Origin of the sequence: Xanthomonas prunicola (genome assembly GCF_025266575.1) — a bacterium.
GTDB lineage: Bacteria > Pseudomonadota > Gammaproteobacteria > Xanthomonadales > Xanthomonadaceae > Xanthomonas > Xanthomonas prunicola.
Genome location: NZ_CP096142.1, coordinates 1,073,286 through 1,088,682, shown reverse-complemented (window position 1 = coordinate 1,088,682; position 15,397 = coordinate 1,073,286). Strand labels below are relative to the sequence as shown.

Below are 15,397 nucleotides of genomic sequence, written 5' to 3'. Positions count from 1 at the left end.
AATTAGAATGATATGACTACTGCGATAGTTTTTAGCTATTGGCCTGCGACTGCCGCAGTATCCGCGCGGCGATTGCAGCATGCCGCTTTCATTCGATTCAACCTCCTGCTTCACACATCTGCGCGTGCACCGCGATCGGCAGCGACAGGAAACCCACGCAAGCGGCCGGCGTGCCAGGGGCGAGTGAGGATGCTGCACATGGCTGATATCCCTGCGCCACCGGCGGCGAGGGCACGACGCTCAGGCCAAAGTAGCGCGCCGACGCATCGCGCCAACGCATTTGTTATGTTGTAACAGATGCGCCAGGCGTATCTCGCTTGCCCGCTTCACGACGCCGCTAAGAGAAACTCCCATGACTGCCAATGCCGTTGCTGAGACTCCCCAAACCGCTGCCCCCGCGCGCACTGCCGCCTATTGCCTGACCGAGGCAGGCAAGGTGCTGCTGCGCTGGGCGGAAACCGTGGGCAAGCGCGATATCGATGCCTTGCTCGCGTTGTACGCGGCCGACGCGATCCTGGTGCCCACGCTGTCGGACGATATCCGTGGCCGGTATGAGGACCGACGCACTTATTTCGAGTCCTTCCTGGCGGTCGATGGCTTAAGTTGCGGCGTCACCGTGCAGAAAAAGCGGGTGAGCTCCAAATTAGGCACGGTGGTGATCGGTGGCTTGTATACCTTCGTGTTCGTTCGCAAGGGCGTGTCCGAACCAGTGAACGCCCGCTTTTTGTTCACCTTCGAAGAGATCGAGGGTCAGTGGTTGATCACCGGGCACCACTCCTCGCGCGCGTCGGAAGGCGTCTAGGGCGCTGACAAAACGACAGCGTTCGCCGTCAGGCAAGCGTGGCCGGCGCCCGGAATGTGCATGCCCCTGCCACCCCGGTTCTGCGCGCACTGTCCACGCCCAGCTGGCGTCTGCCCGCTACGGGTTGTTAGCGGCGCCAAGCCGTCTCAGTGCTCGGTTATGCGCCTTGGGCGGAGGACGCGCAATGCAGCGGCGCGGCCGTACGCTGGCACGCAGCCTTCTGTAGGCCAGGATGACGCCGGTCACGCTCAGACACCAGCCGATCGCCAGCACGGTGAGTTGCAACGCCAGTCGCAGCCGCGAATGGGTGCTCAGGCCTGGTAGGCGGGTGGTGTGCAGCGCAAAGTACAACCAGGCATAGGCCTTGCGGCTTGCATCAAGGTGTAGCAGTGGCCGGCCGGTCTGCGCGTCGACGTAGAGCGCTGCGTCCTGCGGCCTTGCCAGGGCAAGGCGCAGGGCATCGTCGGGAATGGCGTCGGCCTCACGGTACAAGGCGTCATCGTGTTGCGCGTCGCTGTGGTCGGGATCGGCCGCCAGTGGCCATGTCTTGGCCGCCGCGGCGAGAATCGCGGCGCGGCGTGCCTGCGCCGACATGCGCTCTGCGGACAGACCGGACAACGCCAAGGTGGCGCTGGCGACCCCGCCGCCGCGGCCACTTGCCCATGCCTGTGCGCCGACGACGCTGAACGCGATCTCGCTGCTGCCATCCAGTGGCTGGAGTGCGCCAGGTGCGACGCCCGCCAGCGCTTTTTGCAGCGAGGCCGCCGCGTAGCGCTGTACCGCTTGCGGCAACGGCTGCCCACGCGAAAACAGCCGACCATGATCCATCGACAGCCAGCCGCTGAAGATCCACACCAGCACGATCGCCGCGCCGCCCAGGCCGAGTCCGTGGTGCCAGCGCAGCACGCCACGAAATGCCGACCAGCCGGCCCGCTGGCGCATGCGGATCTGCCATGTGCGGTACAGGCCGAGCAAGGTTCCGGACATCGCGCCGATCAAGGCGGCCAGCGCCACCCACCACACCGTGCGATCCCAGGTGCCGAAGTCGTGGCGCAGCACGGTGAAATACAGCCAGTGCGGAATCGCGCCCAGCCAATTCCAGCACCGCTCGCTGGCGCGGGTGCGCTGCATCACCTCGCCGCTGCGGGCGGACACGTACAGCTCGGTCCCTGCGGCATCGTCCAGCTCGACGCGGTAAAACGGACGCCAGGTATCGAAATGCTGGTGCACGCTCCACTGGTCCACCTGCAGTGGCCCGACCAGCCGGCGCACCCGTGCATGGGCGAAGCGCGTAGCGACCTCGCGTGCCTGTGTGCTGTTGAGCAGGCCGAGCAGGACTCCGCTGTGCGCATCGACGCTGCGCACAGAGATGGCGCCATCGACCACATAGCGCGGCTGCCCGGCGACCGAGATCAAGCGCATGCCGTCGCCGCCGCCGCTGGCCGCCAGGGCCATGGCCGGCGCGATCTTGACCTGTGCCAGCACCAGCGGTTCGCTCCCGGCGCGACGGGCGCTATCGGGCAGGGAGGGGAACGGCACGAACAGCATCACGATGCCGCTGCTGAACCACACCACAAACGCCAGGCACACTGCGACCCCGAACCACCGATGCAGCCATGCCAGATGCGCCCATAGGCGCCGGCTAGAACGTGGCACGCAGGCTAAGCGCGTAACTGCGCGGTTGGCCCAGCATCACCTGTTGGGGATAAGAGATGTCGGCCCACTGCACGTAGCGTTTGTCGAACAGATTGTCCGCACGCAGTGTCAGCGCCACCGATGGGGTCAGCCGATAGGTGGCATAGATATCGGTCAACGCGTAGTGCTCCAGCTGCAACGTGTTGGCGGTATTGCCGTAGCGTTTGCCCACGCCATGCAGGCCGAGCCCGAGTTCCAACGGCAACGCGCCGACCGCATCCAGATGGGTCCAGAGGTTGAAGACGGTGCCCGGAATATTGGGCGGGCGATTGCCGGAGACGTCGTGACCGGTGCTGCTGTCGATGAAGTCGCGGTAGCGGGCGTCGGTGTAAGCCAGATTGGCGTCCACAGCCCATTGTTCGGTGAGTCTGGCCGAGGCCGAAAGTTCCATCCCGCGCGAGGTCTGGGCCCCGATGTTGCTGAGCATGTCCTGGGCCGTCAGGCTCAGGATGTTGTCGCGGCGAATGTCGTACAGCGCCAGGGTGGCACTGGTGCGCTGATCCTTGCTTGAGGCCTTGATGCCGGCTTCGTACTGACGCGATGTGCTGAGTCCGAAGTCTTCGCCGGCATTGACCAGCAAGATATTGGAACCAGGCGGATCGCTGCCGGTGGTGTAGGAGATGTAGGGCGTCACCGTCGGGGTCAGCGCGTATACCAACCCGACCCGGGCGTTGTTCGGCCGGTAATGCCGCGAAAAGCTGGTGGCGGCCTGAAACTGGCCGTCCGCGGTGAAGTTGCGACGATCCAGATCCAGCGAGTCCCAGCGCCCGCCCAGCACCAGTTTCAGCTGTGCATCCAGGTCCAGCGCGTCTTCCACGAACAGCGCGGTATTGGTCCAGCGGGTCGGACTGCGTCGCCGCTGACGCTCGCCGAAGACACCGCTCGGTCCCAGCGTATCGATATCGACACTGTCGCCATCGGGAAAGCCGCGCTCGCGCACGAACTGCATCCGGTTGTAGTCCAGCCCGACCACCAGTCGATTGGCGTGCCCGCCCACCGGCTGGTCGATAGTTACGCTGGTCTGGTTGCCCCACAGATGCTGACGATGGAAGACGAAGAAACGGTCGCGATCGATCCGCCCGTTGCTGGCGTTGTAGGCATAGCTTTCGGCATTGACCCAACGGCGCGAGGCGTCGAAGGCATAGAGCAGGCTGCGAACGCTGATGGTCTGGTTCGGCGACCAGAGCAGCCAGGCCTGCGGCCACAGCTGGCGCGAGGCGATGTCTGCGTCCGCGACGTTGTAGTTGTTACGGCGCAGGGCCGCATCCACCACCAGGCCATCGGTGCTGCGCAGCGCGTCGTGCAGCGGCGCACGTGCAGCGGCGTCGGGTAGCAACGGCGTGCCGAAATAGGTGCTGGGATGGTCGTTGGCGTAGTCCACTGATACCTGCGCGCGCAGCGTGGCGCTGGGTCGCCAGAGCAGCGCGGCACTGACATTGAGCGTGTCCGAGCCGGTGGCGTGCACGAAGCCGTCCGAGGATACCCGGCTGATATCGCCGCGATAGGCCACGCTGTCGTCGAGGCGGCCACCACCGCCAAGTCCTGCTTGCCGGCCACCGAAGCGCGAGACGCCGGCGAGCACATCGTAGCTGGGCGTGTCGAAGCTCGGTTGCTTGTCGATCACATTGACCACGCCGCCGATCGCGCCTTGTCCGTAGATCACCGATGCCGGCCCCTTGAGCACTTCCACGCTCTGCAGATTGAAACTGTTCTGCGGGCGTGTGGTCATGCTCGACGGTCCCAGATAAAGCCCGTTGTGCAACATGGTGATCTGGTCGCCGCTGAAACCGCGCATCGTCAGGGTGGATAGATTGCCTGGCGAGCCGCCGCTGGTGATGCCGGGCAGGGTGGTCACCGCCTGCTCGACGCTCTGCACTCCACGCGCTTGCATGGTGTCGGCATCGATCGCATCGAGTGTGGCCGGTGTCTGCGCCGGCGACAGGCCGAGTCGCCCGGCGGTGGGCAGCAGGGGCGTGGGTAGAGACTCTGCCTGGACATTGATCGCATCCAGCGTACGCGCGTTGGGATCGTATCCCTGCGCCGCGACGGCGTTGCCCGGGTGCAAGGCCGTCGCCGCTGCGACGCTGAAGATCCAGGCGACGGGTAGCGCCGAGGCACGCGGGCTGCGAGAGTGAAGGGACATAGGGACCGTGGGCCTGGAAAGGGAGGGTGCGGGTCCGGCGGGCGCGCCGGGTGGAGGAAACGCGACAGGGCACGTCTGCAGCGGCATGCGGTGTATCCAGAACGGACTCATGGCGGCAGCAAGGGCATCCACAGCACCGCGCCGTCGGCGTGCGCGGCCAGCAACCAATGCGGCTCCGGCAGCACCGCCAGCAGCGTCAGCGGCGTGCCGCCGGCATGGCGCAGCACATGCCATTGCTGTGGCGTGGTCGCCTCGCCCATCAGGATGCTGCCGTCGCTCTTGCCGGCCAGTACCGTGGCGCGGCCAGGGAGCGTGCACAGCGCGCTGACCAGGCTCTGACCATCGTCCTGGAACAATGCCAGCGGCGTGCGCTGCAGCGGTCCGTTCTTGCCGTCGAACGGCCACAGCAAGGCGGCGGTGGCACCACCGCTGGCCAACCACGGCATCGGCTCGATCCAGCTCCACTGCCGCACCTTGCCGGGGTAGCCGGCGATATGCAGCTGCATGCCATCTGCAACGCGCCAGCCATGCACTGCTTGCTCCTGCATGCTGCTCAGCACGTACCGGCCGTCCGGCGACCAGATCACGCCGAGGTGACTGCCACGGCAGGCCAGCGACGCCGCGCTCCACTCGGGGCCATCGCGCGTCCAGAGCGTGAGCCCGCCATAGTGCGCGACCGCCAAACATCGGCCGCTGCGATCGAAGGCCATACCGCCCACGCTGGAGGGATGCTCCAGCACCTGGTTGCCGCCAGCGGCGTCCCACAGATGCACGCGGCGACCGACCGCGCAGGCTTGCCCGCCTTCGGCGCTGACGGCGACGTGTTCGACCCACTGCCCGGGAAAATGCGCCAGCACCTGCATTCCGGCGGCATCGGTGCGTGCGAATACGCCATCGTCGCCACCGCTCAGCAGGCCGCCCGCGTCGTCGGCGGCCAAGGCCAGGATCGCGCCGTCGTGCACCTGCATGCAGTCCGGTGCCTGCTGCCTGGCGAAATGGCGAATGCAGCCGTCGCCCCAGGCCGTCGCCAGGCGCCCGCCACTGACGGCAGCGGCGACCGGAACGGCGTCGATGCGCAACAACCGGCCGGACGCCGATGCGCGTGATGCCTGCTCGGCGGCCTGCGGTTGCAGCGGCGCGCTCATGCCGCCACGCAGGCGCTGAATCCCTCGCGCAGGCGCATGCGCTCCAGGTCCCGACCGATGAACACGAGTTTGGACACGCGCGCCGGTCCCGGCGGCCAGGCATCCAGAAAGTCGCCATCGGTCAGCATGTGCACGCCCTGGATCACGTAGCGGCGGTGCTCGCCGGCCAGATCCAGGATGCCTTTGCAGCGCAGGATGTCGGTGCCGTGGTCGCGCAGCAGCGCACCGAACCACTGCTGGAAACGCATCGGATCCAGCGGCTGCTGCAGCTGCAACGAGACCGAGCCGATATCCTCCTCGTGCTCGTGGGTCTGTCCTTCGTCGAGGAAATCCGGTTCGATTTCCAGCACACGCTCAAGCGTGAACGCGGCCAGCCCAAGTACCTCGTCCAGCGGGACCTCGCAGCGCTGGCTGCGCACGATGCGCGCATAGGGATTGATGCTGCGGAGGCGCGCCTGGACCGTGTCCAGCTGCGCGGGCTCGACCAGATCGATCTTGTTGAGTAGCACGACGTCGGCGAAGGCGATCTGCTCGGCTGCCTCGTGCGCCTCGTCCAGGTGCGTGGCGAGGTTGACCGCATCGACGACCGTGACGATCGCATCCAGTCGGGTCCTGGCGGCTACGTCCGGGTCGACGTAGAAGGTCTGCGCTACCGGGGCGGGGTCGGCCATGCCGGTGGTTTCGATCAGGATCGCATCGAAGTCGCGGCGCTTCATCAGTCCTTCGAGAATGCGGATCAGATCGCCGCGGACGGTGCAGCAGATGCAGCCGTTGTTCATTTCGAAGATTTCTTCCTCGGCATTGACCACCAACTCGTTGTCGATGCCGGTCTCGCCGAATTCGTTGATGATCACTGCGTAGCGGTGGCCATGCGGCTCGGTGAGGATGCGGTTCAATAGCGTGGTCTTGCCGGCGCCGAGGAAGCCGGTCAGCACGGTGACGGGGATCTGTGGGGCAGTCATTGGGAACTCCTGGCGGGGTCGAGCGCTTGCACCAGCGCGGTAAGGTTGTGATGCATCAAGTCCAGATAGGTGCTCGCCGGCCCCCGGGGATGCGACAACGCGTCCGAGTACAAGGTGCCGCCGATGCGGATGCCGGTTTCGCGGGCGATCTGCTGCAACAGCCGCGGATCGGTGATGTCTTCCACGAACAGGGCCGCCGCGCCGTCGTGCCGAATCTGCGCGATCAGGCGGGCGACGTCGTGGGCGGATGCTTCGGCTTCGGTGGACACGCCCTGTGGCGCTTCGAAGCGCAGGCCGTAGGTTGCAGCGAAATAGCCGAACGCATCGTGCGAGGTGACGATGGTGCGCCGCTGCGGCGGTAGTGCCGCGATGCTGTGCAGGATCTGCGCATGCAACGCACGCAGCCGCCGTTGGTAGGCCGCCGCATTGGCGCGGTAGATGCCGGCGCCGTTTGGATCTGCGCTGCAGAGCGCGGCGGTAATATTGGTCACGTAGCGCTCCACGTTGGGAACGCTCTGCCACGCATGCGGGTCGAGCGCGGAATGCGCATGGCCCGCGTGCGCACTGGCTGCATCGAAACGGCGCGGGACCACGCCATCGCTGGCCACCACGATCTTGCCGTGGTAGCCGGAGGCGTGGACCAGCCGGTCCAGCCATCCCTCGAAGCCGAGCCCATTGACCACGACCAGATCGCTGCTTCCCAGCGCGCGGGCATCGGCCGGTGTGGGTTGGTAGACATGCGCGTCGCCCTCCGGCCCGACCAGCGTGGTCAACACAACGCGGTCGCCGCCGACCTGGTGGACCAGATCGCCCAGGATCGAGAAGCTGACCACCACGCGCAGCGGCTGGACGCCTTGCGGACGCGGGGGCGGTTGCCCCCCATCGAGCAGCGCGACGATCGCCGCCAGTACCACCAGCAGGCTGACGCCCAGCAGGACATGCAGGTGCCGGCTCATGGCGATTCTCCTGCGGCATCCCGTGGCGTGCGCGGGCGCGCGTTGGCGGCCAGGCTATCTTCCGGGCCGAGCAGCAGGGACAGCAGGTACAAGGTGCCTGCGGCCAGAATGATGGTTGGGCCGGAGGGCAGGTCGAAGCGATAGGACAACAACAACCCCGTCACCGAGGCCAGCAGCGCCACGGCGAGGGCGATCAGCAGCATCGGTGCCAGGCGCCTGGCCCAGAAGCGCGCGGTCGCGGCAGGCAGGATCATGATACCGACCGCCATCAAGGTGCCCAGTGCCTGGAAGCCGGCCACCAGATTGAGCACCACCAGCGCTAAGAACAGCTGGTGCGTGACCAGGCTGCTGCGGCCGACGGTGCGCAGGAACTGCGGGTCCACGCATTCGAGCACCAGTGGGCGATACAGCATGGCCAGCACGATCACGGTGAGCGTTGCGATCGTGCACAGCAGGAGCAGGGCGTCGTCGTCCAGCGCCAGCACGCTACCGAACAGCACGTGCATCAAGTCCACGTTGGAGCCTTTGAGCGAGACCAGCAACACGCCCAACGCCAGCGAGATCAGGTAGAAGGCTGCCAGCGAGGCGTCCTCCTGCAGCCGCGTGGCCCGCGACACAGCACCGGTCAGCACGGCCACCAGCAGACCGGCGATGCTGCCGCCCAGCGTCATCGCGCCCAGCGACAACCCGCACATCACAAAGCCTACTGCCGCGCCAGGCAGGATCGCATGCGCCATTGCATCGCCGATCAGGCTCATGCGGCGCGCAATCAGAAACACCCCGATCGGGGTGGCGCCGAGTGCAATGGCCGTACATCCCAGCAGCGCGCGCTGCATGAACACGTAGTCCAGGAATGGTTGCCAGGGCAGGGTCACAGCATGTTTCCGTGCGTGCGCGCCTGTGCGGCCGGGGCCAAGGACGCGGTCAGCGCGTCGGCGGCGGTGCGCGCCTGTTGCAGGGTCTGCACGCTCAGCGCAGTGGCGGTCGGCCCGTGCGCGATCTGGCGGCCGGCGATTAGCAAGGTCTCGGGAAAATACCCCCGCACCATCTCCAGGTCGTGCAGGACCGCCAGCACGGTGCGGCCCTCGTGGTGCCAGCGACGGACCAATGCCAGCAAGTCGATGGTGGTGTGATGGTCGATGGCGGTGAACGGCTCGTCGAGCAGGATCAGGTCCGCGTCCTGCAGCAAAAGCCGTGCGAACAGGGCACGTTGCAGCTGGCCGCCGGACAAGGTGCCGATCGGTTGGCCCCCAAGCGCGCCCAGACCGAGTGCCGACAATGCCTGGTCCGACTGCGCGGCGTCTGCTGATGTCAGTCCGCGTAGGGCGCCGATGCGGTGCCATAACCCCATGGCGACGAAGCCGCGCACGTCGATCGGGAACTGCGTATTGAGCGCGGTACGTTGCGGCAACCAGGACACGCGTCTGGCAGCGCATTCGATGCGTCCACCCAGCGGCGTCAGGTCTCCGGCGATGGCGCGCATTAACGTCGTCTTGCCTGCGCCGTTGGGACCGACCAGCGCAGTGAGGCTGCCACGGGCAAGGCGGGTATGCAGATCGTGCAAGGTGACCTCAGTGCCATAGCCCAGACGCAGTGCGTGGAAGGCCAACATGTCAGCGGGTCACCCAGATGTAGCCCAGCCACAACGCGGTTGCGGCCAGCACTGCTACGCCCAGTCGCATGATCGCGCGCCGGTCAGCAAGGGATCCGGACAGCGTTTCATCGGCGCGGCGATGCCGTGGCGATCGGGTCGCAAGCGGACGGGCGGCGTGGTTCGAACACGGCAAAGCATCTCGGCTATTGTGTAACGATATAACATAACTTAAAAGGGGCGGGCGCAACCACCCTGACTGGGTGGGCGAGTTAGGGGCCAAGTGACGACGGGCATGCAATGGCCTGCGGTGTCCGCCGACCCGCGCGTCCGAACAACGCTTGCTGCGCTGCGCCGCTTAAAGCAATGCTTTGAGGCGGTACAACGCCTCCAGCGCCTGCTTGGGCGTGAGCTCATCCGGATCCAGTGCCTGCAATGCTTCCTGCGCAGCGGAGGAAGGCGCGGTGAACAGCCCGAACTGTTGCGGCGCATCCAGCGCGGTGGGTGCCATCTGCGCGCTGCGGCTTTCGCCGCCGCGTTGCTCCAGCTCCACCAGCCTACGTCGCGCCTGCGTGACTGCTGCTTTGGGCAGGCCGGCAAGCGCGGCCACTTGTAGACCGAAGCTGCGATTGGCCGGGCCATCTTTCACCGCATGCATGAACACCAGGCGCTCGCCGTGTTCGACCGCATCCAGATGCACGTTGGCGATGCCGCTGGCGCCACCGGCATGCGATTCGTCGGCCAGCGCAGTGAGCTCGAAGTAATGCGTGGCAAACAACGTGTAACAGCGATTGGTATGCGCCAGATGGCGCGCGACGGCATCGGCCAACGCCAGGCCGTCGTAAGTGGAGGTGCCGCGACCGATCTCGTCCATCAGCACCAGCGATTGCGGCGTGGCGTGATGCAGGATGTAGCTGGTCTCGGCCATTTCCACCATGAACGTGGATTGCCCGCGCGCCAGGTCGTCGCCGGCGCCGATGCGAGTGAGGATGCGGTCGATCGGCCCGATCACCGCACGGCTGGCAGGCACGTAGCTGCCGATATGCGCCAGCAACACGATCAACGCGTTCTGGCGCATATAGGTCGATTTACCGCCCATGTTCGGGCCGGTGATCACCAGCATGCGGCGGTCGCTGTGCAGGTCTAGATCGTTAGGCTCGAACGGTTGGTCGCGTACCGCTTCCACCACCGGGTGGCGGCCGCGTTCGATACGCAGGCAGGGCGCACTTTCCAGCTCCGGCTGCGACCAATCCAGCGCCTGCGCGCGTTCGGCAAAGCCGGCCAGCACGTCCAGTTCGCTGAGTGCACCCGCGCAGCGCTTGAGGCCCTCCAGTTCGGTGCCGAGCGCGTCGAGCAGACCTTCGTACAGCAGTTTTTCGCGCGACAGCGAACGTTCGCGCGCGGACAGTACCTTGTCTTCGAAGCTCTTGAGTTCTTCGGTGATGTAGCGCTCGGCGTTGGTCAGCGTCTGCCGGCGGCTGTAGTGCAGCGGAGCCTTCTCGGCCTGGCCCTTGCTGATCTCGATGTAGTAGCCATGCACGCGGTTGTAGCCGACCTTGAGCGTGGCGATGCCGCTGCTGGCGCGTTCGCGCTGTTCCAGGTCGATCAGGAATTGATCGGCATTGGTGGACAGCCGGCGCAACTCATCCAGATCGGCGTCGTAGCCGGTGGCGATCACGCCACCGTCGCTGAGCTTGAGCGGCGGTTGTTCCGCCACCGCGCTGATCAACAGATGCGCGGTGGCATCGTGCTCGCCGAGTTCGGCATGCAGCGTCTGCAGGCGCGGCGAATCCAGTGGCGCGAGGATGCTGCGAACCTTCGGCAGCAGCGCCAGACCGTCGCGCAGGGTGGAAAAATCGCGTGGGCGCGCCGAGCGCAATGCAACGCGCGTGAGAATACGTTCCAGGTCGCCAAGCGCGCGGAAGGCTTCGCGCACGTCGGCATCGGCGCCGGAGTCGATCAGGCTCGCCACTGCGTGGTGGCGCTGCACCAGCACGTCGCGCAGGCGCAACGGACGGTGCAGCCAACGGCGCAACAGACGCCCGCCCATCGGCGTGACGGTGCTGTCCAGCACGCCGAGCAAGGTGTTGCGGGTGTCGCCATCCACGCGCGTGTCCAGCTCCAAATGCCGGCGCGTGGCCGCGTTCATCGAGATCGCCTCGCTGGCTACTTCCATCGCGATTGAGGTCAGATGCGGCAAGCGCTGTTTCTGGGTCTCCTCGACATAGCCGAGCAGCGCACCGGCGGCGGCTGTGGCGCAGGGTTTGTCGTCGATGCCGAAGCCGGACAGATCGTGCAGCTTGAAGAACGCCAGCAACTGACGCCGGCCGCTATCGGCATCGAACAACCACGGCGGCCGCCGCCGTACGCCGATGCGTCCGCGCAGGAATTCCGGCCAGTTGTCTTCGTCGGGCACCAGCAGCTCGGCAGGTTCCAGGCGCGCGATTTCCGCTTCCAGCGCATCCACGCTATCCACTTCATTGACCAAAAAGCGCCCGCCGGCCAGATCGGCCCACGCCAGGCCGTAACCCTGCTTGCTGCGCGAGATCGCCATCAACAAGGTGTCGCGGCGCTCGTCCAGTAGCGCCTCGTCGGTGACCGTGCCCGGCGTAACGATGCGTACCACCTTGCGCTCGACCAGGCCCTTGGCCAGCGCCGGGTCGCCGATCTGCTCGCAGATCGCCACCGACTCGCCCAATGCGACTAGCCGCGCCAGATAGCCTTCATACGCATGCACCGGCACCCCGGCCATCGGAATCGGCGCACCGCCGGAGCTGCCGCGTTGGGTCAGGGTGATGTCGAGCAGCCGCGCTGCCTTGCGCGCGTCGTCGTAGAACAGCTCGTAGAAATCGCCCATGCGGAAGAACAGCAGCAGGTCGGGGTAGTCCGACTTGGCTGCGAAGAATTGTTTCATCAGCGGCGTGTGCTCCACGGGCCCGCCGATGTTCTTGTTTTTTTCTTTTGTGTCAGTGCTTTGCAAGAAATATTCTTCCGGGATGTGGCGGTCAATCAGGGCGATAGCGGAGAGCTGCGGTGCCGTGTGTGACGCCGCTGCTGCTGCGACCCTCTAAACGGAATGCATCGAGGTGCGATGAAACGGGCCAGTGGCTGAGGTCACACAGCTTGTGAGGGACCACGGGCCGCCCAGGTCGGCGCGGGCTCCAAGTTTAAGCCCAGCCACCGAAAAATCCTTGAGTGGTCGGTCGAGAGGTGGCTGGTCATGGGGTTCAGCGAGCGAGTGGCTAGGAGGGCGAGGCCGGGCCGGGGGACGCATGTTCGGTCTGTCGAGGAGCTCACTTCGCATGCGGAAGACGCATGGCCATGCGCGCGCCAGCAGAAAGGCAACGTGTGGCAGGGCAATCAGCCGTCACGCCACGAACGCTCGCGTCTCGCTTCGCCTGATGTTCAACGCAGCTGCTCAGAGCCAGTCTTTGCGCGGCACCTTGCAAAAGCGTCTGTTGCTTTGGGGTTAGGGCTCTTCGCCGTTGGAAAAGCTAAGATCAAAACTTGTGCAAAGTCGGAAGGCGCTAATGATCGATCGTCGTACCTTTCTTGCCACGGGTGTGGCGGCCGCTGCCGCCAGCTTCAGTGCATCGGCAGCTCGCATGACGCAGACGCCGCGCGCCAACGGGCCGGCCCCGTGGGGTGCGGTGCCTAGCGCGCGACAGCTGCGCTGGCATCGGTGGGAGCAATACGCTTTCGTGCATTTTGCGATGAACACCTTCACCGACAAGGAATGGGGCTACGGCGACGAGGATCCGCGCAAATTCGATCCCAGCGATTTTTCAGCCGATCAGATCGTGGCTGCTGCGAAGGCCGGCAATCTGAAAGGGCTCATTTTCACGGCCAAGCACCATGATGGATTCTGCCTGTGGCCGACACGCCTGACCGAGCATTGCATCCGCAACTCGCCCTACAAGAACGGCAAGGGTGACATCGTCGGCGAGATGGCCGCGGCGTGTCGACGCGCGGGCCTGGCGTTCGGCCTGTATCTCTCGCCCTGGGATCGCAACCATGCCGAGTATGGTCGCTCCGGGTATCTCGACTATTTCCGCAAGCAGATCGTCGAACTCTGCACAGGCTACGGCGATCTGTTCGAGTTCTGGTTCGACGGCGCCAATGGCGGCGACGGCTACTATGGTGGCGCGCGCGAATCGCGCAAGATCGATGCGCCCGCGTACTACAACTGGCCACGGATGATCGCGCTGGTGCACCAGCATCAGCCGATGGCCTGCACATTTGACCCGCTCGGCGCCGATATCCGCTGGGGCGGCAACGAAGATGGGATCGCCGGCGATCCGTCCTGGCCGACCATGCCCAATGCCCCGTACACCCAGGAAAACGGCAATTCCGGCGTGCGCGGCGGGGCGCTATGGTGGCCTGCCGAAACCAATACGTCGATCCGCCCCGGCTGGTTCTATCACGCTGATGAAGACGGCAAGGTGCGTAGCCCGGAGAACCTGGTGCGCTATTTCGACACCTCTGTCGCGCGCGGCACCAATATGAATCTCAATCTTCCGCCCGACCGACGCGGCCGCATCCCCGACCATGACGTGGCGGTGCTGCACAGTTTCGGCGACGCGATCCGCGCCAGCTTCGCCATCGATCTGGCCAAGGGCGCCAAGGCCAGCGCCAGCGCATCGCGCGGTCCCGGCTTCGAGCCGGCGCGCGTACTCGACCGTCAGCCGGAGAGCTACTGGTCCACACCGGACGATGTCACCACGCCGACGCTGACGCTGGAGTTGTCGGCGGCGCACAGCTTCGACCTGATTCGGTTGCGCGAATATCTGCCGCTGGGCGTGCGCGTCACCCGCTTTGCGGTCGAAGCCGAGGTCGATGGGCAATGGCGGCGGTTGGCCGAAGCGCAATGCATTGGTGCACAGCGGATCGTGCGGCTGGATCGCCCGATCGCCGCCCGCCGGGTGCGCCTGGTGGTGCTTGAGGCGCCGGTGTGCCCGGCGATCAGCGAATTCGCGCTGTTCCGCGCCGTTGCACCGGTGCCGGTCGCGCGGCCCACGGCGAATGCGCCGGATGTGCTGTCCACCGCCGGCTGGCGCATCGTCGAGGCGAGCGCGCCTGGGGCGGCGAAATTGCTCGATGACGATGCCAGCACGATCTGGAGTACGCCCGCGCCGACGCCGGGCCATCCCGTGCAGGCGACCATCGATCTCGGTGCCTTGCGCCAGGTCGCTGGGTTCAGCCTCACGCCCTCGCGCGCAGTGATGACCGGTGCGGCGCCGCCGAAGGGCTATCGCGCCGAAACCAGCGAAGATGGCCAGCACTGGCAGCCGGCCGGCGCCGGCGAGCTGTCCAACATCGCCTATGCGCTCTCGACCCAGCGCCTGAATTTCCCCGAAGTCCGCCAGATCCGCTACCTGCGGCTGTCGTTCGCGGAAACAGCGGTGCCCGCTGAGCGGCTGGCGATCGCGGGTATCGGTGCGTTCTCGCGCTTGCGATGAGAGCGTGTGCCCCCGCGTGGCCATGCGCCGCGTGGGAGGGGATCGCGGGGTGGATGCAGTTCCGCGCGCTTCGCTGCGCCTGGCGAGGCGATGATGAGGGAAATCGCCGCATTCGCACCACGTGGTGAAGCTTCCACTCCCTTGCACGCCGCCGTTCCAGCTGAGGCGCTATGGTGCGCGGCGCATTACGCAGGCGACTTGGGTCGATATGGAACAGAAACAACACGAGTGGATGCAGGCCGTGACCGAGGCGCTCAGCGATCTGCTGGCCGCGCGCGTGGCACAGGCCACGCTGCTGGAGGCGATGATGGTCTCGCACCCGGATCCGGTCATGCTCAGAAAGGCGTGGGACGAACTGTCGTCTCAACGCATCGCCTATGTGGCGCAGAAGAAAGCACTGGCCGACGACCCGCGCCCGATGGATGCCCATACGTTGGAGCAATTCCGCGCGTGGGAAGAAAAGCTCAACCGCTATTTTCCGCGTGATCCGGCTGCGGGAAATAGCCAGACGTAACGCTGCCCATCACGCAAGCGGCAGGGAGTTGTCGGTCTGATCAAGCTATGCCGATCGTGTCGTCGAGGCAGCTGCAGCGCTGGCCGCGATCGTTCAGCGGGGAGGACCTGCTCGATCAGGCACGGTTTCT

Annotated in this window: 11 protein-coding genes and 1 other RNA gene; 5 read left to right on the top strand and 7 right to left on the bottom strand. The window is 65.9% G+C overall.

Annotation, left to right across the window (positions count from 1 at the left end):
- Positions 1-352 precede the first annotated feature (352 nt).
- The 3 genes from M0D43_RS04590 to M0D43_RS22125 all read left to right on the top strand — a co-directional run bounded on the left by M0D43_RS04590 (position 353) and on the right by M0D43_RS22125 (position 2,437).
- The gene (locus M0D43_RS04590; RefSeq protein ID WP_252163720.1) at positions 353-802 is read left to right on the top strand and encodes a DUF4440 domain-containing protein; all 450 of its coding nucleotides are present in this window, start codon (positions 353-355) and stop codon (positions 800-802) included.
- 60 nt (positions 803-862) lie between these two features.
- Positions 863-935, top strand: a non-coding RNA gene (locus tag M0D43_RS04585) — sX9 sRNA.
- Between the two features lie 686 nt (positions 936-1,621).
- Entirely contained in the window at positions 1,622-2,437 is an 816-nt protein-coding gene (locus M0D43_RS22125; protein ID WP_425510643.1) for a hypothetical protein, read from the top strand.
- Between the two features lie 7 nt (positions 2,438-2,444).
- On the opposite strand, the gene M0D43_RS04575 is transcribed toward M0D43_RS22125, so the two are convergent.
- The 7 genes from M0D43_RS04575 to mutS form a co-directional block, all read right to left on the bottom strand.
- The gene (locus M0D43_RS04575) at positions 2,445-4,640 is read right to left on the bottom strand and encodes a TonB-dependent receptor (protein ID WP_252163719.1); all 2,196 of its coding nucleotides are present in this window, start codon (positions 4,638-4,640) and stop codon (positions 2,445-2,447) included.
- Between the two features lie 107 nt (positions 4,641-4,747).
- Positions 4,748-5,785, bottom strand: coding sequence for a WD40 repeat domain-containing protein (locus M0D43_RS04570; RefSeq protein ID WP_252163718.1), 1,038 nt, complete (start codon positions 5,783-5,785; stop codon positions 4,748-4,750).
- Complete coding sequence (locus tag M0D43_RS04565; RefSeq protein WP_252163717.1) at positions 5,782-6,747, bottom strand: CobW family GTP-binding protein; 966 nt, start codon at positions 6,745-6,747, stop codon at positions 5,782-5,784. The genes M0D43_RS04570 and M0D43_RS04565 overlap by 4 nt, the downstream gene beginning before the upstream one ends.
- Positions 6,744-7,703 (bottom strand): metal ABC transporter substrate-binding protein, encoded by a 960-nt coding sequence (locus M0D43_RS04560; RefSeq protein WP_252163716.1) that lies wholly within the window; start codon positions 7,701-7,703, stop codon positions 6,744-6,746. The genes M0D43_RS04565 and M0D43_RS04560 overlap by 4 nt, the downstream gene beginning before the upstream one ends.
- The gene (locus M0D43_RS04555; RefSeq protein ID WP_252163715.1) at positions 7,700-8,578 is read right to left on the bottom strand and encodes a metal ABC transporter permease; all 879 of its coding nucleotides are present in this window, start codon (positions 8,576-8,578) and stop codon (positions 7,700-7,702) included. The genes M0D43_RS04560 and M0D43_RS04555 overlap by 4 nt, the downstream gene beginning before the upstream one ends.
- The gene (locus tag M0D43_RS04550) at positions 8,575-9,315 is read right to left on the bottom strand and encodes a metal ABC transporter ATP-binding protein (protein WP_252163714.1); all 741 of its coding nucleotides are present in this window, start codon (positions 9,313-9,315) and stop codon (positions 8,575-8,577) included. Before M0D43_RS04550 ends, M0D43_RS04555 begins: the two co-directional genes overlap by 4 nt.
- Positions 9,316-9,652: 337 nt before the next feature.
- Positions 9,653-12,208, bottom strand: coding sequence for a DNA mismatch repair protein MutS (mutS, locus tag M0D43_RS04545; protein ID WP_252163713.1), 2,556 nt, complete (start codon positions 12,206-12,208; stop codon positions 9,653-9,655).
- 616 nt (positions 12,209-12,824) lie between these two features.
- On the opposite strand from mutS, the gene M0D43_RS04540 reads away from it, so the two are divergent.
- On the top strand, positions 12,825-14,753 hold the full coding sequence (locus M0D43_RS04540) for an alpha-L-fucosidase (RefSeq protein ID WP_260807993.1): 1,929 nt from the start codon (positions 12,825-12,827) through the stop codon (positions 14,751-14,753).
- Between the two features lie 160 nt (positions 14,754-14,913).
- The gene (locus tag M0D43_RS04535; RefSeq protein ID WP_101363663.1) at positions 14,914-15,267 is read left to right on the top strand and encodes a hypothetical protein; all 354 of its coding nucleotides are present in this window, start codon (positions 14,914-14,916) and stop codon (positions 15,265-15,267) included.
- Positions 15,268-15,397 lie beyond the last annotated feature (130 nt).